This window comes from Psychroserpens sp. (assembly GCF_034670085.1).
Taxonomy (GTDB): Bacteria; Bacteroidota; Bacteroidia; order Flavobacteriales; family Flavobacteriaceae; genus Psychroserpens.
The window spans coordinates 630982-653118 of record NZ_JAXMOD010000001.1; the positions used below are offsets into that span (position 1 = coordinate 630982).

The window sequence follows — 22137 nt, forward strand, 5'->3', positions numbered from 1 at the left end:
TAAAGTGTTTTAGCTTACTGCAAATAAAGCAGCAAATCCAATACCTTCAATTAAAGCTGCTGCAATAAGCATAGCTGTTTGGATCTTACCGTAAGATTCTGGTTGACGAGCGATTGCTTCCATAGCAGAACCACCAATTTTACCAATACCAATACCAACTCCAATTACAACTAAACCTGCACCTACCATTACTGGGATTTCCATAATAAATATATTTAAAAATTAAACATTCAAATTTAAACTCAAATTAATGAGAGTGTGCTTCTTCATGATCATGCTCTTCTGCAGCAAAACCAAAATATAAAGCGGATAACATTGTGAAAATATAAGCTTGTAACAATGCTACCAATATTTCAATAAGTGAAATTGCGAAAGCCAAACCAAATGATAATGGACTTCCTAACCAACTTTTGAAAATAAACATTAAACCAATTAAACTCATTAATACAATATGTCCTGCTTGCATGTTTGCGTAAAGACGTATTAATAATGAAAAAGGTTTGATAAAAATCCCTAAAACTTCAATAGGAATTAATATAATATATAAAGGCACTTTAGCATACCAAGGCATAGAATCTCCTAACGGATCAAAAATATGCTTCCAGTAATCACTAGTTCCTGTTAAGTTTGTTAATAAAAACGTTAATATCGCTAAAGAAGCTGTTACTGCTAAATTACCTGTTACATTAACTCCTAATGGAGTTAAACCAAATATGTTTAAAAACCAAATAAAGAAGAATACGGTTAATAAAAATGGCATATACTTCATGTACTTTTTCTCTCCAATATTAGGAATAGCAATATCATCTCTAATATAAAGAACGATTGGTTCGAAGAAACGTCCAAATCCTTTTGCAATACCACCATTATTAGCATAAGATCTTGCTAAGCCTCTAAATAAAAAGAACATTAGCAAACCTGTAATGATTATCATTACAACACTTTTAGTAATAGAGAAATCTAATGGTTTTACGTTTGTTGGATGATGCTCTTCATCATAATTAATTGTGCCTTGAGCATCTGTTTTGTATATTTTACTATGGTATAGTTTGTAATAATCACCATCAACTTCAGCAAGGGTTTCTCCGTGATGAAATTTTGAAGACGAAAATACTTTCAAACCATTATCCCAAAGAATAACAGGAAGAGGAGCTCCAACATATACATGTTCTCCAGCGTCGTTGGTATATGAAAAAAGGCTGAAATCATAAGAATCTTTCAAGTGATGTTGAATATATTCCTTTATTTCAGATTTTTTATCTCCTCCTTTAGCAGCATCGTCGTTTTTACCAAACGAAACGAATGAAACTAAACATAGTAATAAGGTAATTGTCTTAACGGTCATTTTTCTTTGCATATCACTCAAAATAATAGTGGCCTAAAAATCGCTGCAAAGGTAGGTTTTTATTTAAAAAACAAAAACAATTTCAAACTTTATTTTTAGGTGTTAATTTTGGATGGAGAGCGAAAGCAATTATTCCATTTTATTCAACCATTTGGCAAGGCTAAATGTTTCAAGAACTAAGCTCAAAATATAAGGCACAAAAAATGCTGCAAACTCTAATTTTGAAATATCTCCATCGGCTTTATAAAACGGATAAAACACAATAAAAAAGACAATAAACTTTAGGAAACTTCCTCCTAAAAACAAAAAGCCAAGTTGATCTTTGTATTTGTCTTTCATTTTATAAAGAAAACCAAAAATTGAAATGGCTAAAACGGCATTAACTACATAAGCTAATACGATTTTGTTTTCGTATAATGGAAGTGATTTTGAACTAAGAACAAACAGATGAATAGCAAAGGCAACTACTAATAAAATAGAAAGCTTTACAGTAAAAGAAGTAAACGTATTGTTCATTTAATATTTAATTCGGTTGAGTTGTTTTACGACTATAAATAAAGAAATCCCAACACCTAAAAGCGTACAAATAACAACATAAAGTTTACCGCTATCGTTATATGACGTGTCAAGCCATTTTCCTAACATGACAAACAAGTAGATAATCACACCCATTTCGATGCCAATTCCAGAAAGTATGGCGACGTTTTTAAGCGGACTGACCTTTTTCTGGTTGTTTTCCTGGTTGGATTGAGGTTTGTTGTCCTGTTCTTGAGCCATTATTAAGTTCTTTTAAAGCGCCTTTCATTGAGCAAGTTGCATTAAATGTTGCTCCAGGTTCAACTGCTAATTTACCAACGATAACTTCACCTTCAACATGAGCAGAAGATTTTAAAGACAAGGTGTCCGATAGATATAATTTCCCTGAAAATTTACCTTCAATATCAGCATTGGCACTTTTAAGTGTGCCGTTTATTATTCCTGTTTTACCAACAACAACTTTTCCTGGTGTTTTGACATTGCCTTGAACTGTACCTTCAATTCTAAAATCACCATCACTTATAATATCACCAGTTATGGTTGTTCCTTTAGCAATTGTGTTTTGCTGTGAGATTGTTTCTGTTGCCATTTTTCCTGTTTTTTTATCTGAAGAAAACATAGGTTTTTCTAATTATTGAGATGCTAAGTATTCGTTTAAATTTTTATGTCTCTGAATGATTTCATAGTTAGGTGATGAAATTGAATAGAAATCACGAACAATTTTGTGTTTATTTTCCTCCAAAATTTCAGCAAAACCTGAAGCGCCTTGTGCACTTTTTAAACCATGAACAACTACAAAAATAGTGTTTGTATCATAAACATCAATTGAGGTTGTTAAATCAAAATAAGTGACTTTAGAAACAGCATCGTTTAATTTTTCAACAAACGTATTAATTTCTTCTGTTTGATCGGCTTCAAATGGATATAATACATTAAAATGTTTTGCAGATTCATTATCCACAAACTCCTTCTTAGCTAAAACAGGTATCACCTCACTAAGTATAATTTCCGCTTTCTTTCCTTCTTCTGAATTTGGATAGGTTAAAGCAATATAATTTACACCTGCTTTATAATCTTCAAAGCCATATAAACGACCTTTTGCTGATGCCTTTAAAATTTCAAACTTTGGAACCATTACGTCGCCTTCAAACTTTAGAATATTAGCTTCCGCAGCTGTGATTACCTCAGCATATTCTTGATCATTAAATTTTTCATACAGCGATTCATAAATTCGCTCTGGACTGTTTTCATCTTTGGCAAATTCTGAAGTAGGATTCAATAAAATCTGAGCATATCTCGAGTCGGCATGATTAGAAATAATATCATTTTTCATGTTCTCTGCCTTACTATCTAAGCCAAGGTCAACATAAATTTTATATAAGTTATACTTAGAAGGTAGTATTAATCGTTCTTCAGGATTATTAAGTAATAATTTCTCTAACTTGTCCTGAGCAAGTTCATGTTCTTTGAACTTTTCTTTATAAATAGAACCTAATTGGTAGTACGCAAAATTTCTTTCTTTACCTATACTGTCAATTACTTTTTGATCTGAAGGAATCTTTGACATATAAAATTCTGGATCAAACAACTCATCATTTGAAGCACCAGCGACAGCTTCGCCACCTTCTTGGTTTTGAGCTTTGTTTATTGCACTACTTGAAAGTCTCCAATTATCTTTAAGTTCTCGATCTCCCCAAACTTTCACAAATTCGTTTTTACCAAAAGACAATGTCGTTTGATTATAAAAATAAAACTCCTGTTTACCTCCTGGATCAGCTCTTTGCGCTTTACCAATTTTGTTATTATCGGCCGTTTTTATTCCTGAATTCACACGCTCAGCAGCTTCAGCTCTTTCTTCAGCTTCTTTTGCTTTTGCTTTTAGATCGTTTGTATATTCTGTAAATATGGCTAATCTATCTGTTTCAGATAAACTCACTAAATTTAAAATACTGTCATTTACTTGAGCAATATCTTCGTAATAGATAACATCATCTAAATTTTCTCGTTTCTTTTTAATAACTCGATATGGCTTTGAGTTTAATTTTTGATTGACCATAGTGCTATCATAATAAGCACCTGCTACTCTGTAGTTCGCATTGTCAAAATTCATGTCACCTAATGTACTGTAATCAAACGCTTTTAATTGTTTGTCTCCCGTATTGGTTCGTAAGGACTTATTATAGTAAACTACAGCTAATGAATCTGACGCATTTGCTCTATGATACTCTGCTATGCGATAGTAGATATTATCAAGAAATGGACGATTTTCACGATTCTCTTCTAGGTCTGTAAGGTATTCTTCAAACTCTAGTTTATCACCACTTTCCATATCAAAGTTGGTCACTTTAGCTAAATGAGCATGTATATAATATGGTCTTGGAATTTTGCGATGCATGTCTATAATCTCATCAAAAACTAAGTTGGCACTATCTTTCTGTCCAAACTCATTATATAGTTGTCCGATTATAAAATTGTATCGTGCTTTCTCTCTGTTTTTCTTCGTGTATAAAGCGGCAACTTTTAATTGTGCTAATGCGCTATCTTTTGCTTTAATATTAATATAAGCCTGTGCCATCATTGCTGTTGCATCAGCTAAATCTTGATCTTCTAATTCTTCTTGGTCTAGAAGGCGTTTTAAATTTTTAATTGCTAATTCATTATTTTCTAAACGAATATTTGTTTTCTCTCTCCAGACTTTTGCTGTATTAATTTTATCACTAGCAGGATATTTGTAGAGAATGTAATTGAATGCTTCAAGTGCTGGTATAAATCTCTGATCAAAATATCGCGCTTCACCTAAGAGCAAATAGGCTTCATCAATTTGAGGATTATACTCTTTGCCTTTAATATTCATCCCATGCTTTTGAACTGCTTTAATTGCTTTTTCTTCAGCTCGTTCAAAATCCTGATTTTTAGATTGTCCAGGTAAGAAAATATCTTCCGCTTCCTGCATACGTTCAACTGTAAGTAAATCCCAGAAATTATCTGTTGCAGCATTGTCTACAGTTTCACGTCCTTGTTCAAGGGCGATATAACCATTATAAAGAATATTATATTTTGTGCCTAAGGCATGGAAATTTCTATTAATAAACGAATCATTTTTACGTGAACAACCAGTAACAAAAAGGGTCACAAAAAAGATAGAAATTATGATTTTAAACGATGTATTCAACGTGGTTGTGTTTGGTTAAGGTATAACTAAAAACGACTACAAATATTATGTAATAATGTAAAAATAAGCATCTTTTTGAATTATCGTCTAAAAATGCGTGCTTTTTAGATGTGTTGTTACGGCTTAAACGTGCTCAGAACCTGCGAAATGTGCTTCTAATTCCTTTAAAGTTTCAGTGCTTGTTGCTAAATCTTTTACGACTTCACCTTTTTCTAAAACTACAATGCGCTCACAAACATCTGTCACGTGCATTAAATCATGGCTAGATATTAAAACGGTTACACCTTGTTTTTCAGCTAAGTTTTTAATGATAGATTTTAACCTAATTTGTGTGGTTGGATCTAAATTTGCAAACGGTTCATCTAAAATAATAACTTCAGGGTTTCCTATAAGAGCGGCAACAATTCCTGCTTTTTTCTGATTACCTTTACTTAAATCGCGAAGGTATTTTTTCTGATTTAAAATTTCGCCATGGAAAAAATCTGAAAACTGAGCAACCAAAGCATCTACATCAGCCTTATTTTGTCCTCGAAGTTCACCTATAAAATAAAAATATTCTTCAGCAGTTAAATAGCCAATTAGAAAACTTTCGTCAATAAAAGAAGAGGTGAACGGTTTCCAATCTTCACTTTCATGAACGAGTACATCATTGTTTTTAATATGTCCTGTAGTTGGCTGAATTAAATCCAACAACAAACTAAAATAGGTTGTTTTTCCTGCGCCATTATTTCCCACTAAACCGAAACTTTGGCCTTTTGGGATCTCAAGACCTTCGATGTGTAATACAGTAGCGTCGTTATATTTTTTTGATAGGTTAGATGTCGTAATCATGATGTTATATAATTAAATTTTTAATTAGCTTTTTTCAGCAAATGCTGCAATAGTTTTATACTTTCCTTTTTGATAAATCTTTTCTATAAAAGCGAAAATTTGGTTTTTAAATACAATTCCTAAAACACCACTCAAAGCTATAGCAATTAGGCCAGCTTCAAAGTTTATCAATTTATAAGGAATGTAAAACAAGATCATAGGTAATAAAATTTTAGGCATTGCAATTAGCATTTGTGTCGGGTTAAATCCATTAGTGTTGCTAAATGCTTTTGCTTTTACATTTAATTCAATAGGAACTCTGTTAAGTGCGCCTCCAAATAAGGTGATAAATGAATTTAAACCTACATTAAAAACTGCTCCAGCTGCAATCATACCAAAGATTTCCCATCCAAAGTATAAATATGGAATGCTCAAAACAAATGAGATAGAAACTGCAAAAACCATTAAATACCATTTAGATTCAAGGTACTGCCTGTAAGGAATATTTTGGCTCATTAATAGTTTATAATATTCACTATCCCAAGATGGCACTAATTGACCAAAACTCATTAAAAATCCTCCAGTTACAAACATAGACGCAAAAGCTAAAAATGCTGGCATATCTTTGTAGGCGTCTTGAGTATAGAAAATTAATCCGTAGAACAAGAATAAAAAAGACATCATCATTACTTGTTTCGGCCTGGCATTTCTCCAAATAAGTTTTACGTCATTTTTCAAGAAAGGCGCAACACCTCCAAAACGATCCATCCAAGATAAATCTGTAGCGTTCACTTCTTTTATTTTTTTTGAAACTGCATCATCAAGGTAAAACCCTTTTCGGATATACACAAAGTTGGCATAATACAATCCTAAAACTAAAGCTAATGGGATAAGCATTAGAAGTGGTTGACTATACAGTGTATTAAACGCAATTCCTATTGGTTTTGAAATGGCAAAAATGCCATAGTATTCTAAACCAATAAAGGCAAAAAGAGAAACCGCAATGATGTAAAAAATGGTATTATTCTTATTGATTAAAAAATTTAGGTAGTTCACTGATAAGGTTAAAAACACAATCGACAAAAACCAACACAATACTTGTATTACAGCATATCCTTTAGCTAAGAGAACAATACAAAACGGTAAAAAGAGAAAAATAGCTAAGAAATTGAAAAAGGAAAGACTTGTTTTTCCCAATAAGTAATGAATAACTGTATTTCTTTTTATTGGAATCGTCATTAATGGTTTTACATTCATGACTGGTAATTGTTGCATGAAAAATCTAAAAACCATTTCGAAAAGGAACCAATAGATTATAAAATTATTTACAGTTACTATAGGATCTATATCTGGAAGTGCTTTTTTGGCAATAAAAAACATTCCTACTCCAAGCATTAAAGCTGCTCCACCAAAATAAATGGCAGCAAGAATAAGTAATATTTTTATGGCAATCCCTTTTTGAAAATAAGAAGCTCTAAAGAACTGTTTCCACTCAAGGCGAATAAAATGTTTAATCATGGTAATGGTTAATTTTAATACATTAGTAATAATAATGTCTTTTTTGTTACAAACAAAACCAAATTCAATATTCGATTTCTTATTTTTGAAAACTCATAATTAGACCTTGTAGCAAATTGTTGTAATTTAAATTATTATTGGCGGTTTGTGGGTTTAACGAAAGCTTAAAAAACAAAAAAATGTCACAATTTCACTCATTAACAATAAAAAATATCGATCGTATTACTGATAACTCTGTTGCGATTAGTTTTGATATTCCTCAACATTTAAAATCTGATTTTGCTTTTAAAGCTGGACAATATATTACCTTAAGAACTACAATTAATGGTAACGACATAAGACGTGATTACTCCTTGTGTTCATCTCCAAAAAGTGGTGAACTAAAAGTAGCAGTAAAAGAAGTTGAAGATGGGACATTCTCATCTTACGCCAACAAACAGCTAAACCCTGGAGATCAGTTAGACGTTGCCACACCAAATGGTCGTTTTATTTTTGAACCTAATGATTCTAAAACTAAACATATAGCGGCTTTTGCTGCTGGAAGTGGAATTACACCTATTTTAAGTATTATAAAATGTGCCTTAGAAGAAGAAGTACAAAGCAATGTCGTGCTCGTTTATGGAAATAAATCAACCAACGACACTATGTTTTTAGATGAGTTGTTACAACTGCAGCATCAATATAGTGACCGATTTGCGATTCAATTTGTGTTTAGTCAAGCTCAAGAAGACGATGCCATTTTTGGAAGAATTGAAAAAAGCACAGTTAACCTCATTCTAAAAAACAAATACAAACATCTTGATATTGACGCTTTTTATCTTTGTGGTCCGGAAGGCATGATCAATACTGTAAAACATGTTTTGGAAGAACATGAAATACATAAAGACACAATTTTTTATGAACTTTTTAAAGCCTCTAAACCAGCAGCAATAAATACAGATACAATTGCAAGTGGAAACACAAAAGTGACCATGATTTTAGATGATGAAACCTCAACTTTTGAGATGCCTCAAAAACGTACAATTCTTGAAGCGGCTTTAGATAAAGATATTGATGCACCTTATTCTTGTCAAGGTGGAATTTGTAGTAGTTGCATTGCAAGAATTACTGAAGGGGAAGCTAAAATGAGACAAAATAATATTCTTACCGATGGTGAGTTAGCTGAAGGTTTAATTTTAACCTGTCAAGCTCAACCAACCACCGAAAAAATAACTGTCGATTATGATGATGTTTAATTTACCTAAAATGAATTTCATCTTAATTAATTGCTTTTAATCCTTAAAACATGTGCTTTGTCGAATAAAAAGAAGTTATTCCTACAAACGTTTGACACTAAAATTTAAACAAAATACCTTAGCAAAAGATTAGAACGCTATTTTCATTTGGGATTATCTAAACGTTCTTAATCAGAGCCTTACTCTTAGGAGTGAGGCTTTTTTTTATTTAAAAATATTCTCTATTTTTTTGAGAATATCTTTTGGAGAAATTGTACTAAAAACGTCTTCGTAACCTTCTGGAAATACATTTCCATATACCGAAGTTGGTATTTTTGGAAATTGATTTCTGTCTGCTAATATCGCATTGTTTTCATCTTGGTTAAACGGATAAAAACCTGCATAAGGATGTGTAACTCCCCAAATTGTTAAAACTTTAACGCCTTGCATTGCTGCCAAATGTGCATTTCCAGAATCCATAGAAATCATTAGTTCTAAATTTGAAATGATATCCAGTTCATCATTCAGACTTAGTTTTCCTGCTAGATTGATAACGTTATTATTCTTCATTGCTAAATTTTGAAGTTGATGCGCTTCAGTTCCTTTGGCTCCAAACAGTAATACGTTATACTCTTTTGAAAGGGTTTCAATAACTATTTGCATTTTAGACAAAGGATATGCTTTTCCTTTAAATGCTGCAAAAGGTGCAATGCCAATACAGGGTTTTGATTCGATTCCAATTAACGCTCTAGCATTTGAATTTAATTCAGAAGGCTTAGGAAACATAGGATTAGTTAGGTCTACTGGATATCCTAAGCGTTCAAACACATCAGCATAGCGTTGGTGAGTTGTTTTTAATTGTTCAAATACTTTCCCAGTAGTTAACGCCTTTTTGGCTGCTCTGCCTTTATCAATTTGAACAACTTTCTTTCCGAAGAAAAAAAACTTCAATAGGTTACTTCGCAACACATTATGCAAATCTGCAACACTATCAAAACCTGTTTTCTTTAATAACTTTGAGAGTTTATACAAGCCAAAAACACCTTTGTGATTTCCGTTTATCTCTGCAATAACAATAGTAACATTGTGCAAATCTCTAAACAAGGGTTTGAAAAAGGCTTTCGTTAAAACGGTAAGTTTTAGGTCTGGATATTGACTAATTAATGCCCTCAACACAGGAATCGTCATAGCAACGTCACCCATTGCAGAGAGACGAATGACTAGGATGTGTTTTGGTTTTGACATATTGGTAACCCTTGTCACACTGTGCCGAGTCGAAGTGCATTTTGATGTCGTCACTAATGGTCTTCGACTGCGCTCAGACTAACAGAAAGGTATTATTTACTTCTGAGAACGTAAGACAGGATTCAACTCGTCGTCGTTGTACATTTTCATCTGCTTGTATACTTTCATATACTTGTCGCCTTTACTAATATCGTCTAAAAGTGTATCAATCGCTGTTGATAAATCAACACGTTGTTCTAACAAAACATCAAGTTTCTTCTGGCAAGCAGCTCTGTGTGCATCTGAAGCATTTTCTCGAGTTGCTTCTTCATTCATATGATATACTTTAAGCGCCAAAATTGATAATCTATCAACTCCCCAAGCTGGGCTTTCGGTATTAATAGTTGCTCCCGGTTTTGCTGTTACATTTTTATACTTTTCAAGAAAGTAACTATCAATAAATTCTACCATATCTGTTCTGTCTTGATTAGAAGCATCAATTTGGCGTTTCAAAGTTAAAGCAGCAACTGGATCAATTTGAGGATCACGAATAATATCTTCATAATGCCATTGCACAGTATCAATCCAACATTTTCTATATAATAAGTGCTCTAATAAATTAGAGTTTTTATCATATACATTGGTAAATGGTTGATCAACCGTATTAATTACATGGTACTTTTCAATAACCTCTTGAAATATCTTATTTGCGTTTCCTGAAAACATAATGTGTGAATTTAAAGTGCAAATATAGAAGTAATTATTAACTTTATCTCCCATAAAAATCACAGTATGCAAATTCATAATCTATCTGAGTCAAATTCTATTTTAAATTCTTTTATCGCTGAAATTAGAGACGTAGCCATTCAACAAGACCGAATGCGTTTCAGAAGAAACATAGAACGTATTGGAGAAGTTTTAGGTTATGAAATGAGTAAAACTTTAGATTTTAAGCCGAAAACTATTCAAACACCTCTGGGAGAGAAACCTACAGAAATATACCAAAATAATATTGTTTTGTGTTCTATTTTAAGAGCAGGTGTGCCTTTACATAATGGATTGCTTAATTATTTTGATGATGCCGAAAATGCTTTTATTTCGGCCTATAGGCATCATAAACATGATCCTGAAACTTTTGAAATAGTCGTTGAATATCTAGCATGTCCAGATTTAAATGGTAAAACCTTAATCCTCGCAGATCCAATGTTAGCTACAGGACAATCTATGGTGGCAACCTTTGAAGCTTTAAAGCCATTTGGCACGCCTAAAGAAATTCATTTGGTTAGTGTTATAGGAGCACAAGCAGGTGTAGATTTTGTGACTTCACATTTTAATAGCGACTCACATTTATGGATTGCTACTATTGACGAACAACTCAATGATAAAGGCTATATTATTCCTGGACTTGGAGATGCTGGAGATTTAGCTTTTGGCAAGAAACTACAGCAATAATGTGATAATTGGGGTCAATATTAATATCCATAGTAAGCTTTCCTTAAACCATTTTTCTGAAATCACTTCTAGGTAGTTTGTCATAATTATAGCTAATGGCGCAAAAAGGAAAATAAACTCACTTCCATTTTTTATTGGAGATATTACAATAATAACGATAGCAATAATTGCTGCGATTACAATTAATGAAAATGAAGGTCTAGAGCTTTTAGTTTTAGATTTTAAGTTCTTGATATAATAAAAGAGCGACCAGACTCCAAAAGACAATAAAATTGTAGCTCCAATTATAATTCGTTTAGAATTTAATGAACTAAAATCGAAACTCACATCAATAAGGTTATTAAAGTAATTATAGGTGTCAAAATTCATTACAATCATGTAAGATGTTCCAATAACCGCTACCGTTAAAACTCCGAGTATTGGAACCAACCAATTTTTCACATCTGTAATAACATAAACGACCAAAGCTGCAGCAATTAAAACAAAAAACAACACCGACCAGAAGTAAAATAGTGATGCAATTGTAATCCAAAAAGATGCATCAAAAAGTTTCTTTTTAATGTCTTTTTTCGATCTTAAGCTAATAATACGTCTTAAGGCAAAGAGTAAAAAAAGATTTGCAAGTAAGGTTTTAGAATTCAAAAGTGTCTCAGGTAAAACAGCAATAAATAATACAAACAACAGGATTTTATAACTGTTCTTTTTAGTAAGGTTGTTTTTATTAACAAGAAAGTCAAATACAAAAACTGAAAATAAGCACACTCCAAAAAGAAGAATTTGTTTAGTAATTAAAAGTGTATCTAATTCTACATCCAGGGTCATATACTTTGTAATCACAAAAACAATAAGAAGTGTAACGCTAATTACTACAAAGTTTATGGGTTTTGACTGACTAAAAAAATTTGAGATCATTAATTAAGTTAAAAAGTAAAAAGACAACAGTAATATTTATAGATTTTTTCAGTTTTTAGCTGAAAAAACGTAATTTTGTACCGTAAAGATATAATTTAAACCTACAACAGTATTAATTTTTAGACCAATGAAAGACTTTTTTTACGCTATAGAGGATTTATTTGTAAACGTTTTATTCTTACCATTTGATGCGCTTAGAGCACTAGAACTTGACGCATGGTGGTCAGCTAATTTTATATCTTGGATTTTTATTATTATTGGTTTTGTTGCTTTCGTTTACTGGATGCTACAATTGAAAAAATATAATGCAAACGGAGAGGAAGATAAAAGTATTACATCCCACTCTTATTTATAAATCGAATCCAATATCTTTTCGATAGTACATCTTATCAAAATGTAATTGATTTATATTTTGGTAGGATTTTTTTATGGCTTCTTCATAGGTATTACCATAAGACGTAATAGCCATAACGCGTCCTCCTGACGTGATTACTTTTTCGTTTTTTATAGTTGCTCCTGCATGAAAAACTAAAGAATCAGTTACGTTTTGTAAACCAGTTATTTCTTTACCTTTCTCATATGCTTCAGGATAACCTCCAGAAACTAACATTACTGTAGTTGCTGCTCTTTCATCTATTTCCAAATTAATCTCATTAAGTCGTTCTTCAGAAATGGCTTTAAAAATTTCGACTAAATCTGTTTTTAATCTAGGTAATACAACTTCGGTTTCAGGATCACCCATTCTAACATTGTATTCAATTACTTTTGGTTCATCTCCAACTTTTATTAAACCAATAAACACAAACCCTTTATATGGTAAATTATCTTTTTGAAGTCCTTTTATAGTAGGTTTAACAATGCGTTCTTCTATTTTGCTTAAGAAATCTTGGGTGGCAAAAGGCACTGGAGAAACAGCTCCCATTCCACCTGTATTCAAACCCGTATCGCCTTCTCCTATTCGTTTGTAATCTTTTGCAGTAGGCAGGATTTTATAGTGTTTCCCATCTGTTAAAACGAAGCAACTTAACTCTATTCCATCTAAAAATTCTTCAATAACAACCTTTGAGCTTGCGTCTCCAAACTTAGCATCAACCAACATACTTTTCAATTCGGCTTTAGCTTCACTTAAATCCTTAAGAATTAGGACACCTTTACCAGCTGCTAAACCATCGGCTTTTAATACGTAAGGAGGTTTTAATGTTTCCAAAAAAGCATAACCTTCTTTTACATTTGAAGCATTAAAGCTTTGATAGGCTGCCGTTGGAATATTGTGTCTATATAGAAATTCTTTTGCAAACTCTTTACTACCTTCTAACTCGGCTGCAGCCTTTTGTGGTCCAATAACTGCTATATGCTTTAGTTGAGCGTCCTTTAGAAAGAAATCATGAATCCCTTGTACTAATGGATCTTCTGGGCCAACAACAATCATATCGATTTTATTTTCTAAAACTGCTGATTTAATGGCTTTAAAATCTGTAACCTTAATATCTAAGTTGATTGCAATCTCATTAGTACCAGAATTACCTGGAGCTACAAAAAGTGAGTTACACAAAGGGCTTTGAGTTATTTTCCAAGCGAAAGTATGCTCTCTTCCGCCAGAGCCAAGAATTAAAATGTTCATGTAATCTGTTGTTTGCACAAAAATAATTGGTTTTAACTTGAAAAAACAATTATTTTACACAAACCTTAATTGTATTTTAAAATCTTGAGATTATTTGATTTTACGTTAAAAATGAATGGCTTTCCTATTGATAAAGCAAAGCTTGCTCTGTCAAAAATTCAAGATAAAGATGAAGGTGATTTTGAGACCTATGTTAAAGCACAAAGAAATGCAATTGTCTTATATCATTTAGAAAACACACCGTATTACAAATCTTTAGGTAAATCATTACGATTAGATGATTGGAATTCGGTACCAATTATGACCAAATCTGATTTGCAACAAACCCTGGAGCAACGTTTATCACAAGGTTTTACTAAAGCAAATGTATATATAAACAAAACCTCAGGTTCGTCAGGTAATCCTTTTATTTTTGCTAAAGATAAATTTTGTCATGCCTTGACATGGGCTGTAATTCAAGATCGATTTAGTTGGTTTGATTTAGATTTCAATAGCTCTAAACAAGCTCGTTTTTATGGTATTCCTTTAGATAAAAAAGGATATTACAAAGAACGATTTAAAGATGTTTTAAGTAATCGCTTGCGCTTTTCTGTATTTGACTTAGGCGATGTTGCGTTTGAAGTTATTTTGAAAAAATTCAATACCATTCCTTTTGCATATATCAATGGCTATACAAGTGCAATTGTTCAATTTGCAAAGTTCTTAAAGCGTAAAGAAATTGTTTTAAAAGACATCTGTCCTAGTTTAAACGTTTGTATTGTAACTTCGGAAATGTTATTTGATAATGATAAAGCGCTACTAGAAAATCAATTTGGAGTTGCTGTTGTTAATGAATATGGAGCTTCTGAGCTTGATTTAATTGCGTTTCAAAATACGAAAGATGAGTGGCAAGTTAACAGCGAAACTTTATTTGTTGAAATTCTAGATGAAAACAATAAGCCATTGCCATATGGTGAAGAGGGTCGAATTGTTATTACTTCCTTATATAATAAAGCACATCCTTTTATTCGCTATGATATTGGTGATATTGGAATCCTTTCTAAACAAAGCACAATTAAGAAACCAATCCTTGAAAAACTGGTAGGTAGAACTAACGACATCGCTATTTTACCTAGTGGGAAAAAAGCAGCAGGATTAACTTTTTATTATATTACCAAAACTCTAATTGAAGACGACGGAAATGTTAAAGAGTTTGTTATTGAGCAGCTTAAAAAAGACACGTTCAAAATTAAATATTCTAGTAATGAAGAATTATCTAAGGAAAAGACAGAAATTATAAAACAGGAAATGGAACGGTATTTAGAACCAGGAATTGAGATAGTTTTTCAACGAGAACCAAAACTAGCACGCACTAAAAGTGGAAAATTAAAACAGTTCACTTCCCATATAAAACAAGAATCTTAATGAAGAATGTGCTTATTATAACAAGCTATTTTCCTCCAGAAACAGGTGCGGCTTCAAACAGAATTTTTCATCTTGCTGAAGGCCTTAAGGACCATCAATTTAATGTTTCGGTATTAACGCCTTTACCAAACTATCCAACTGGACAAATCTTTAAAGACTACAAAGGAAAGTTTAAACATAGCGCTACTGAGAATGGAATTTTAATTCATCGCCTTTGGATTTACGCTAGCAATTCAAAAAATAAACTCCTGCGATTAATTGCTATGTTATCCTATAGTTTTAGTCTAGTGTGGTTTTTTATGTGGCACAAAATTCCGAAAACCGTTATTGTGCAATCTCCTCCTTTATTGGTTGCTTTTACATGTATGTTATGTCTAAAATCTAAGAAGCGTCATCTGGTTTTAAATGTTAGTGATCTTTGGCCAATAGCCGGTTTAGAATTAGGCGCATTTAAAAAGAATTTTAGTTATAAAATGCTTGAACATATTGAGCGTTTTAACTATAAAAGAGCGAACTTAGTATTAGGACAAAGTGAAGAAATTTTATCACATGTTACATCCATTTTTCCGGAAAAGAACACTTTTTTATATCGTAACTATCCAGATTTTGAAAGTCCAAAATTAAATTATAATCCTTCAAATGGAAAATTAAAAATCGTTTACGCAGGATTGCTAGGTATTGCACAAGGGATCTATAAGTTATGCCAAGAATTAGATTACAGTACAATTGAATTTCATATTTATGGGTCTGGAGCAGAACAAGTAAAAATTGAAACTTTTATTGTAAATCACCCTGAACTACCCATTATATATCATGGTCAGGTTACAAGAAACGAATTACATGAGGTCCTTTTACAATATGACATTACAATTATACCTCTATTGAAACGGATTTATGGATCTGTTCCTTCTAAAATTTTCGAATATGCTAAGTTAGGTTTACCAATGTTATACTTTGGAGGTGGCGAAGGAGAAACAATAATAGAAACTCATGAATTGGGTTGGATTGCTGAAGCAGGTAATTATAATGAATTAAATTCTGTTATTACATCTATAAAATCCGATATGATTTCTGAAAGTTTGCGCCAAAAAATAATTGAAAAAGGCAAAAAGGAATTTGATTTTAAATCTCAATTAGGAAGACTGAAAAATATAATCTAATACGCTTTCTCTTCTCCTTTTACTGCATTAATGAAGGTTTTAATAATAATTTTTAAGTCCAAAAGCAATGACCAGTTTTCAATATAAAAAATATCAAATTTAACACGACCTATAATATCTTTATCAGACTCTACCTCTCCTCTAAATCCGCTTATTTGTGCTAGTCCAGTAATGCCTGGTTTTACAAAATGGCGCACCATAAACTTATCTATTTTTTTTGCATACATATTAGTATGACTAACCATATGAGGTCTAGGACCAACTACAGACATATCTCCAAAAAGTACATTGAAAAATTGTGGTAATTCATCTATACTAGTTTTTCGAATAACTTTACCAATTTTAGTAATCCTATTATCACCTCTAGTTGCTTGATACAAGTGAGCGTCTTTATTAGGTGTCATGGATCTAAACTTATAACAGTCAAATTCTCTATAGTTAAACCCATTTCTAGATTGCTTAAAAAATACTGGGCCTTTAGATTCTAGTTTAATTAAAATTGCAATTAAAGGAGTTAACCAAGAGAGCAAAAATATAATCACTAAACTTGAAAATACAATATCAAAAGTTCGTTTAAGAACCATATTAATAGGCTCCTCTAAAGGGATATCTCTTAATGTTAAAATTGGAATATAATCATAATACTCATATTTTAATTTTTTAGAATAAATCTCTTTATTGTCTGGTAAAAACTTTAATATTTTAAGGTTGTTATCTGCAAAATCTGCGATCTCATTAATTTGACTATTTGTGAGTTCTGATATTGAACAGTAAATCTCATCAACAGCTTGATCTCTGATATACTGAAAACAACTGTCTAAGCTTGCTGTTTTTTTATCTTTAAAACTAAATGTCTTTTTGTGTATATATCCATATTCTGGATTTTTATTAAAAAAATTTTCTAGGGCCAATGTTTTCTTATTAGCGCCGAAAATGACGGTTTTTCTATAATTACCACCAAATGAAACCCTATATTTTTGAAGCAAATAATACAGCGCAAATTTAAAAAAGATGATGGCCAAAAAACTAACCAAGACATAATTAAAAACCGTAATAGGAAATATATCTAAGTCGTGATAAAATCCTGCGAATGCAAAAATAATAAGAGTAAAAAGCACCATTTGTCTTAGTGCTAAAGAAAAAATAGTGACTTCTCTAGTATATCTATAAACCGCATAAAAACTAGAGTAGATTGAAAGAATAATCCAAGATACTGAAACAAAAAGAATAAACATTTTAGGATCTATATCCTTAAAAAAATAGAGTATTGCTAAACCATTAATAATACTTAAATCAATTAAGTATGAAATTGGCCTTAAATAACCTGAATATCTTCCTTGTTTAAATAAGCTCAACTTATGTTTTTATGTGTTTAGAAAAATCTCTGTGCTCACTTTTATAAAGCTCATCATGAGATAATCCTTTAAAGTAGTCGAAGGTTTTTTTCATTCCTTCAGCCCTTCCAACCTTAGGTTCCCATTGCAATAACTTTCTTGCTAAGGTAATATCTGGTTGTCTTTGCATAGGATCATCAACAGGCAAGTCTTTATAAATAACTTTTTGGTCTGTATTCGTCAACTTTATAATTTCTTCAGCAAAATCTGAAATCGAAATTTCATTAGGATTACCAATATTAACTGGATAGGCATAATCGCTAAACAGTAATTTAAAAATTCCTTCAACTTGGTCATCTACATAGCAAAAGGATCGTGTTTGAGAGCCATCTCCAAACACGGTAAGGTCTTCACCTCTTAAAGCTTGTCCCATAAACGCAGGAATAACTCTTCCATCGTTTAGACGCATTCGTGGCCCATAGGTATTAAAAATACGAACGATTCTAGTTTCAACACCATGAAATCTATGATATGCCATGGTTATAGATTCTTGGAAACGTTTTGCTTCGTCATAAACTCCTCTTGGACCAATGGTATTAACATTGCCATAATAGTCTTCGGTTTGTGGATGCACTAATGGATCTCCATAAACTTCAGATGTAGATGCTATTAGCAGCCTTGAGTTTTTAGCCTTAGCCAAACCAAGAAGGTTGTGTGTGCCTAAAGAACCCACTTTAAGGGTCTGAATTGGTATTTTTAAATAATCTATTGGACTTGCTGGAGACGCAAAATGTAGTATGTAATGCAAGTCTTTTTCAATTGAAATATGCTTTGTAACATCATGCTCAACAAATTCAAAATCTGGATGATCTTCTAAATGTTTAATGTTTTTAGGATCACCAGTAATATAGTTATCCATTCCAATAACATGGAAACCCTCAGCTAAAAACCTATCACATAAATGTGAACCTAAAAAACCTGCCGCTCCAGTTATAAGTACATTTTTCTTCATTTTTAAACACTTTTTCTTCCAATTGAAACATAGTTAAAGCCTTCGTTTTCTATTTCGATTGTGTCATAAAGATTACGACCATCAAAAATCATAGGAGCTTTCATATTGTCTTTAAGTTTAGAGAAATTTGGTGTTCTAAATATACTCCATTCTGTACAGATAATTAATGCATCAACTCCCATAATAGCATCGTACATATTGCTAGTATAATTCAATTGATCTCCATATTTCCGTTTCACATTAGGCATTGCTTCTGGGTCAAAAACATTGATTTTAGCTCCACGTTTTAATAATTCGTCAATCATGTATAATGCTGGTGCCTCTCTAATGTCATCGGTTTCGGGCTTAAATGCTAATCCCCAAATTGCAAACGTTTTTCCGTCTAAATCGCTATTGTATTTATCTAATATTTTTGGAATTAGAATTGTTTTTTGCTTGCTATTAACTTTTATAACGGAACTTAAAATTTCAAAATCATGATTGCTTTCTTGTCCAGATTTATGCAATGCTTTTACATCCTTAGGGAAGCAAGACCCACCATAGCCTATACCTGGAAATAAAAAACGTTTACCAATTCTAGAATCTGTTCCCATACCAATTCTAACCATATCTACATTTGCTCCTACTTTTTCGCAAAAATTAGCAATCTCGTTCATGAATGTAATTTTGGCTGCTAAAAAAGAATTAGCTGCATATTTCGTTAGTTCGGCAGAGCGTTCATCCATAATTAAAATTGGATTACCTGACCGCACAAAAGGTTTGTATAGTTTGTTCATTAGGTTTGTTGCTCTTTCTGAACTAGAACCTATTACAATTCGTTCGGGTTTTAAAAAGTCATCTACAGCAAAACCTTCACGTAAAAACTCTGGATTAGATACCACGTCAAATTCAACATCAGTTTCATTAGATATTGCGGCTTTTACTTTATCAGATGTTCCAACTGGAACTGTGCTTTTATCGACAATTACTTTGTAGTCTTTTATGTGTTTTCCTATTTCCTTTGCTACTCCCAAAACATAAGATAAATCAGCAGAACCATCATCATCTTCTGGTGTTGGTAGGGCTAAAAATATTATCTCTCCATGGTCTAGCCCTTCTGTTAAAGACGTAGAAAATTTAAGTCTATCGGCTTTTATATTTCTTTCAAACAACACATCTAAATGAGGCTCATAAATAGGAACTTTCCCACTTTGCATTTGTTTAACCTTATTAGCGTCTATGTCTATACATAAGACATCATTTCCTGTTTCTGCTAAACAGGTTCCTGTTACTAAACCAACATATCCTGTTCCTATTACTGATATTTTCATTTTTATTAATTTAATCTCCAACTCTTAATAGTTTGATCTAAACTACTTGAGTATATAATGTTATTTTCATCTTTCTTAATTCTGATAATCGCTCTTTTGTGGAAGTTGAATTCTTGATAAATTGTAAACTTATTTATGTCTATCACATAAATTTTACCATTCCAGCTTCCGCAAATTAGTTTATCTTTAAATTTCAGAAAAGTATTTATAAAATTATTATCTATTTTTATTTTTACTTCTTCGTTTGTTTCCAGGTTCTTTTTTAAAATCTCACCTTCTATCGTTGTATAAATAAGTGTTTCGTCAACCAAAGAAAAATCTGTAATTACATTATTTCCGTCATGGAGTAATGTTTTCTTATAGTTTAAAAAGTCATATTTATATATGTTTCCATTGTCGGTTGCAAAATAAAGCATATTGTCTTTATAAAGTAACTTTCTAGATAAAGAATTTAATTTTATTTCTATTGTTTTATAGTATTCTGGACGATCTTTATAGTCGATGAAAATAATTTTATTGGTCGTAAGGCTTAAAACAAATAATTTGGCGTCTTCGAGAAGTAAAACGTCTAATATTTTTCCTTTTTTATAGAAAAACTCATCCTCAAACTCTCCAAGTTTCTTATTGTAAAACCGTATGCTAGAAACTGTATCAACTAATTCGTTTGCCACAGAAATAATGGTATTGGAGTTTTCCTGAGTATTAATTTTTAGTCCGTAGCCACCTATAAAATAATTCTTTGACGATTTAGTTTTCTTATCATAGAGAAAAGCATCTCTTTTTTTTATATAAAAAATAGAATCTTTAAACACCTCAAAATCTCGTACTACAAAATCTGTTTTGATTACAGTTTCTACTTCTTGAGCCTTATATCTATGTATAAAGAGTATCTGTAATATGATAAATAAAAATAGTAATCTAACGTTCTGCATTTTCTAAAGCAACTAAATAATAGTTATAAAAAAGAGTTGTATAAACGATTCCATGATGTCTGTCTAATATGTTTTCAATATAAAAAACCATGAGAACTATTATAAAAAACCCGAAACCTTCTCTAATATCGAGTTTTTTTGTTCGAGGGTTTACTTTTCTAAAAATATTGATAATGAATAAAAATAAAATAAGGAAGCCAAAAAAACCAAACCTCATTAAAATTGATAAAAATTGATTGTGGCTATTTAAGTCTGAATCTAAATAATAATATTTCCCGTTTAAATAATGGTTGTAATTTAATATATCTTTTTCAGGTGAGGTAAGATTTCCAAAAATAGGATTATTTTCAAAAGCCTTAAAAGACGCCTCCCAAATCTGAAGCCTAAAATCTAAAGCACTTTCGTAATTTACATTTACTTTATTGATAAAAGCGGAGATTACGATAAGAATTAAAACTAAGAAAACGATATAATAACCAGTGTTCTTTTTAGATAATTCGGGTAATGAATGGATTAAAAATAAAAATAAAAAAATAAATACAGACACTTTGCTATCGAGTAAATACATAATGGCTAATGACAAAGCAGCTAAAAAAACATACAGTACTTTTAAAGCAATACTGGTGTCTGTTTTTCTTATGATTTTTTGAACTACACTATAATTAACAAATGTTAATATGAACATAGATAAATAGGTGTGGTGCAAATCAATTTGTTTCTCAAAAGTGTATTTATCAAATGTGAGATTGTGCACTATTGCGGAAAAAAACACATATAAAATAGCTGTCGCGACTCCTAAAAAGAGAGCATACATAAGAAGTTTATTTTCACTCTTGTTTCTTAAAAGTATAGGTGCAATAAAAAATAATGCAAAGTGCATGTATTGCTGTTCAAAATGCAAAAAGTTGTGATAAATATCTGTTTGTAAAATTGAATTTACTTCTATGTAGGCAAAGAAACAAAGACCAATTATTGCTGAATGTTTTAATGCTTTGGAAGCGAAGAGTTTGTCCCGTTTTAAGGCTACCTGAATGAGTTTAAGAGCAATAGATAAAATTAATGAAAACGTACTAAAGTTTATAGAAATTGGCAACAAAAATATTGACAGTGTAAACGCTAAAAAAGACAGGTCTTTTTTAAATAGTATTTCTTTTAAAATGGCGCTAGATTCCTTCAGCAT

At 31.6% G+C, this 22137-nt stretch carries 22 protein-coding genes; 5 read left to right on the forward strand and 17 right to left on the reverse strand.

Translation table 11 applies throughout. The annotated features are described in order from the left end of the window. Window positions 1-9: 9 nt before the first annotated feature. From atpE to VOI25_RS02695, 8 genes are all read right to left on the reverse strand, one after another. Window positions 10-204: an ATP synthase F0 subunit C gene (gene atpE / locus VOI25_RS02660; protein ID WP_008272393.1), complete on the reverse strand. Its 195-nt coding sequence runs from the start codon at window positions 202-204 to the stop codon at window positions 10-12. A gap of 43 nt (window positions 205-247) precedes the next feature. Then, entirely contained in the window at window positions 248-1345 is a 1098-nt protein-coding gene (atpB, locus tag VOI25_RS02665) for a F0F1 ATP synthase subunit A (protein WP_323787403.1), read from the reverse strand. 129 nt (window positions 1346-1474) lie between these two features. After that, entirely contained in the window at window positions 1475-1861 is a 387-nt protein-coding gene (locus tag VOI25_RS02670) for a DUF6168 family protein (RefSeq protein WP_323787404.1), read from the reverse strand. Beyond that, the gene (locus VOI25_RS02675) at window positions 1862-2122 is read right to left on the reverse strand and encodes an AtpZ/AtpI family protein (RefSeq protein ID WP_323787406.1); all 261 of its coding nucleotides are present in this window, start codon (window positions 2120-2122) and stop codon (window positions 1862-1864) included. Continuing rightward, window positions 2052-2501, reverse strand: a complete 450-nt coding sequence (locus VOI25_RS02680) for a polymer-forming cytoskeletal protein (protein ID WP_323787407.1) — start codon at window positions 2499-2501, stop codon at window positions 2052-2054. Before VOI25_RS02680 ends, VOI25_RS02675 begins: the two co-directional genes overlap by 71 nt. A gap of 12 nt (window positions 2502-2513) precedes the next feature. Continuing rightward, a complete protein-coding gene (locus VOI25_RS02685) occupies window positions 2514-5054 on the reverse strand; it encodes a hypothetical protein (RefSeq protein WP_323787409.1) in 2541 nt (846 codons plus the stop codon). Between the two features lie 123 nt (window positions 5055-5177). Next, entirely contained in the window at window positions 5178-5885 is a 708-nt protein-coding gene (locus VOI25_RS02690) for an ABC transporter ATP-binding protein (RefSeq protein WP_323787410.1), read from the reverse strand. A 24-nt stretch (window positions 5886-5909) separates the two neighbouring features. Beyond that, window positions 5910-7382, reverse strand: a complete 1473-nt coding sequence (locus tag VOI25_RS02695; RefSeq protein WP_323787411.1) for a DUF5687 family protein — start codon at window positions 7380-7382, stop codon at window positions 5910-5912. A gap of 179 nt (window positions 7383-7561) precedes the next feature. Between VOI25_RS02695 and VOI25_RS02700 the strand changes: the two genes are divergently transcribed. Beyond that, window positions 7562-8617, forward strand: a complete 1056-nt coding sequence (locus VOI25_RS02700) for a ferredoxin--NADP reductase (protein WP_323787412.1) — start codon at window positions 7562-7564, stop codon at window positions 8615-8617. A gap of 204 nt (window positions 8618-8821) precedes the next feature. Here VOI25_RS02700 and VOI25_RS02705 read toward each other — a convergent pair whose 3' ends face one another. Further along, complete coding sequence (locus VOI25_RS02705) at window positions 8822-9841, reverse strand: glycosyltransferase family 9 protein (protein ID WP_323787413.1); 1020 nt, start codon at window positions 9839-9841, stop codon at window positions 8822-8824. Window positions 9842-9937: 96 nt separating this feature from the next. Continuing rightward, entirely contained in the window at window positions 9938-10546 is a 609-nt protein-coding gene (locus VOI25_RS02710) for a DUF4254 domain-containing protein (RefSeq protein ID WP_323787414.1), read from the reverse strand. Between the two features lie 66 nt (window positions 10547-10612). Here VOI25_RS02710 and upp point away from each other — a divergent pair, with 66 nt between their 5' ends. Further along, window positions 10613-11272 carry a uracil phosphoribosyltransferase gene (gene upp, locus VOI25_RS02715; protein WP_323787415.1) on the forward strand — a complete coding sequence of 220 codons (660 nt, stop codon included), beginning with the start codon at window positions 10613-10615 and terminating at the stop codon, window positions 11270-11272. Here the strand turns inward: upp and VOI25_RS02720 are convergent. Further along, complete coding sequence (locus tag VOI25_RS02720) at window positions 11261-12184, reverse strand: DUF6427 family protein (protein WP_323787416.1); 924 nt, start codon at window positions 12182-12184, stop codon at window positions 11261-11263. The genes upp and VOI25_RS02720 overlap by 12 nt on opposite strands. A gap of 127 nt (window positions 12185-12311) precedes the next feature. Here VOI25_RS02720 and VOI25_RS02725 point away from each other — a divergent pair, with 127 nt between their 5' ends. Then, a complete protein-coding gene (locus tag VOI25_RS02725; protein ID WP_323787417.1) occupies window positions 12312-12539 on the forward strand; it encodes a DUF6341 family protein in 228 nt (75 codons plus the stop codon). Here the strand turns inward: VOI25_RS02725 and purD are convergent. Continuing rightward, window positions 12534-13805 (reverse strand): phosphoribosylamine--glycine ligase, encoded by a 1272-nt coding sequence (purD, locus tag VOI25_RS02730; protein ID WP_323787418.1) that lies wholly within the window; start codon window positions 13803-13805, stop codon window positions 12534-12536. The two genes, VOI25_RS02725 and purD, sit on opposite strands and share 6 nt — an antisense overlap. An 84-nt stretch (window positions 13806-13889) precedes the next feature. Between purD and VOI25_RS02735 the strand changes: the two genes are divergently transcribed. Both VOI25_RS02735 and VOI25_RS02740 read left to right on the forward strand, forming a co-directional pair. Beyond that, window positions 13890-15209, forward strand: coding sequence for a phenylacetate--CoA ligase family protein (locus VOI25_RS02735; RefSeq protein ID WP_323787419.1), 1320 nt, complete (start codon window positions 13890-13892; stop codon window positions 15207-15209). Further along, the gene (locus tag VOI25_RS02740) at window positions 15209-16369 is read left to right on the forward strand and encodes a glycosyltransferase family 4 protein (protein WP_323787420.1); all 1161 of its coding nucleotides are present in this window, start codon (window positions 15209-15211) and stop codon (window positions 16367-16369) included. Before VOI25_RS02735 ends, VOI25_RS02740 begins: the two co-directional genes overlap by 1 nt. Here VOI25_RS02740 and VOI25_RS02745 read toward each other — a convergent pair. From VOI25_RS02745 to VOI25_RS02765, 5 genes are read right to left on the reverse strand one after another with little or no spacing between them, the layout of a single operon-like run. Then, window positions 16366-17724, reverse strand: a complete 1359-nt coding sequence (locus tag VOI25_RS02745) for an undecaprenyl-phosphate glucose phosphotransferase (RefSeq protein WP_323787421.1) — start codon at window positions 17722-17724, stop codon at window positions 16366-16368. The two genes, VOI25_RS02740 and VOI25_RS02745, sit on opposite strands and share 4 nt — an antisense overlap. 1 nt (window position 17725) lies before the next feature. Continuing rightward, window positions 17726-18715, reverse strand: a complete 990-nt coding sequence (locus VOI25_RS02750) for a UDP-glucuronic acid decarboxylase family protein (protein WP_323787422.1) — start codon at window positions 18713-18715, stop codon at window positions 17726-17728. Between the two features lie 2 nt (window positions 18716-18717). Further along, window positions 18718-20025 (reverse strand): UDP-glucose/GDP-mannose dehydrogenase family protein, encoded by a 1308-nt coding sequence (locus VOI25_RS02755; protein ID WP_323787423.1) that lies wholly within the window; start codon window positions 20023-20025, stop codon window positions 18718-18720. Window positions 20026-20030: 5 nt separating this feature from the next. Continuing rightward, window positions 20031-20957 carry a hypothetical protein gene (locus VOI25_RS02760; protein WP_323787424.1) on the reverse strand — a complete coding sequence of 309 codons (927 nt, stop codon included), beginning with the start codon at window positions 20955-20957 and terminating at the stop codon, window positions 20031-20033. Next, complete coding sequence (locus VOI25_RS02765) at window positions 20944-22137, reverse strand: O-antigen ligase family protein (protein WP_323787425.1); 1194 nt, start codon at window positions 22135-22137, stop codon at window positions 20944-20946. The genes VOI25_RS02760 and VOI25_RS02765 overlap by 14 nt, the downstream gene beginning before the upstream one ends.